This is a genomic window from Agromyces sp. NPDC056389, assembly GCF_042262385.1.
Lineage (GTDB): Bacteria > Actinomycetota > Actinomycetes > Actinomycetales > Microbacteriaceae > Agromyces.
The window spans coordinates 1-1,628 of the sequence record NZ_JBHJPN010000008.1 but is presented as its reverse complement, the minus strand read 5'-3'; the positions used below and the strand labels follow the sequence as shown (position 1 = coordinate 1,628).

The window sequence follows — 1,628 nt, the reverse complement described above, 5'->3', positions numbered from 1 at the left end:
GCAGGTGGTGCGTGAGCGGATTGCGTTGGAACGACAGGTCTTTCGTGAGCGTGCGTCGGCGTGGGTGCTGGCGCGGCGCGCGTCGATCGCTGCGTGCCAGGAGTTGAGTCCCCGATAGTGGTGTAGCGCGGTCGCCGAGATCGTTCCGGTAGTGGACGTGGGTGCGGCCACCGCGTGATTCTTCGAGCGAACCTCTCACAGCACTCTCGAATGGAGTCATCACGATGACCGCACCTCACATTGTCGACCCTGCAGGCCTTCTGGGTGAAGCCCTCGCTGAGGCATCACCGGACATGATGCGTTCTCTGTTGCAGACCATGATCAACGCGTTGCTGTCCGCGGACGCCGACGCCGTGGTTGGTGCGGAGTACGGCCGCCCCAGCGCAACTCGCACGGCGCAACGCAACGGGTACCGCCACCGCGACCTCGATACCCGCGTCGGGACCGTCGATGTCGCGGTCCCGAAGCTGCGCACCGGGACCTACTTCCCCGAGTGGCTCCTGGAGCGCCGCAAGCGAGCCGAGTCCGCGTTGATCACGGTCGTCGCGGACTGCTACCTCGCTGGGGTGTCGACCCGGCGCATGGACAAACTCGTCAAGACCTTGGGGATCGACTCACTATCGAAGTCACAGGTCTCTCGCATGGCCGCTGACCTGGACCAGATCGTCGAGGAGTTTCGCCACCGTCCCCTGGTCGAGGCGGGACCATTCACGTTCGTGTCCGCCGACGCGCTGACGATGAAGGTCCGCGAGGGCGGGCGGGTGATCAACGCCGTCGCGCTGATCGCGGTCGGTGTCAACGGAGACGGGCACCGCGAAGTCCTCGGGCTGCGCGTAGCCACCAGTGAAACGGGGCCGGCATGGAATGAGTTCTTCGCCGACCTGACCGCCCGTGGCCTGACCGGCGTCCGTCTGGTCACCTCTGACGCCCACAAGGGTCTAGTTGAAGCCATCGCGGCGAACCTGCCCGGGGCCAGTTGGCAACGGTGTCGTACTCACTACGCCGCGAACCTGATGTCGGTGACTCCCAAAGCCATGTGGCCGGCGGTCAAAGCGATGCTGCACAGCGTGTACGACCAACCCGACTCCGACGCCGTCCAGGCGCAGTTCGACCGGCTGCTGGACTACGTCGAGGCGAAGCTGCCCGAGGTCCACGACCACCTCGATGCCGCCCGCGCGGACATCCTCGCGTTCACCGCCTTCCCCAAAGACGTGTGGACCCAGATCTGGTCGAACAATCCCGCCGAGCGCCTCAACCGCGAAATCCGCAGACGCACCGACTCCGTGGGCATCTTCCCCAACCGGGCCGCGATCGTGCGCCTGGTCGGAGCCGTCCTGGCCGAACAAACCGACGAATGGGCCGAAGGACGCCGCTACCTCGGCCTCGACGTCCTCGCCCGCTGCCGCATCAACCTCATCACCGACACCGACACCGACACCGACCCCGACCCCGAGATCGGAGGCGACAACCTGCCCGCACTCACAGCCTGAACCCCGAGAAGGAGAACGCAGCCGCTACACCACTACCCGGGACTTGACCGAACAACGAGTTGAACGCCTCCGCCAGGGCGTTGTCATACGAATCGCCCGTCGATCCGACGGACGCGACCGCACCGGCCTCACCAAGAC

General features: G+C 65.8%; 1 protein-coding gene. It reads left to right on the top strand.

Annotated features, from left to right (window positions below; all coding sequences use genetic code 11):
• The first annotated feature begins 224 nt into the window (after positions 1 to 224).
• The gene (locus tag ACFCVM_RS19625; RefSeq protein ID WP_375838419.1) at positions 225 to 1,490 is read left to right on the top strand and encodes an IS256 family transposase; all 1,266 of its coding nucleotides are present in this window, start codon (positions 225 to 227) and stop codon (positions 1,488 to 1,490) included.
• The last annotated feature ends 138 nt before the right edge of the window (positions 1,491 to 1,628 follow it).

Coding starts and splice junctions, on each gene's coding strand:
- ACFCVM_RS19625 (WP_375838419.1), top strand. CDS start 225: ATGACCGCACCTCACATTGTCGACCCTGCAGGCCTTCTGGGTGAAGCC.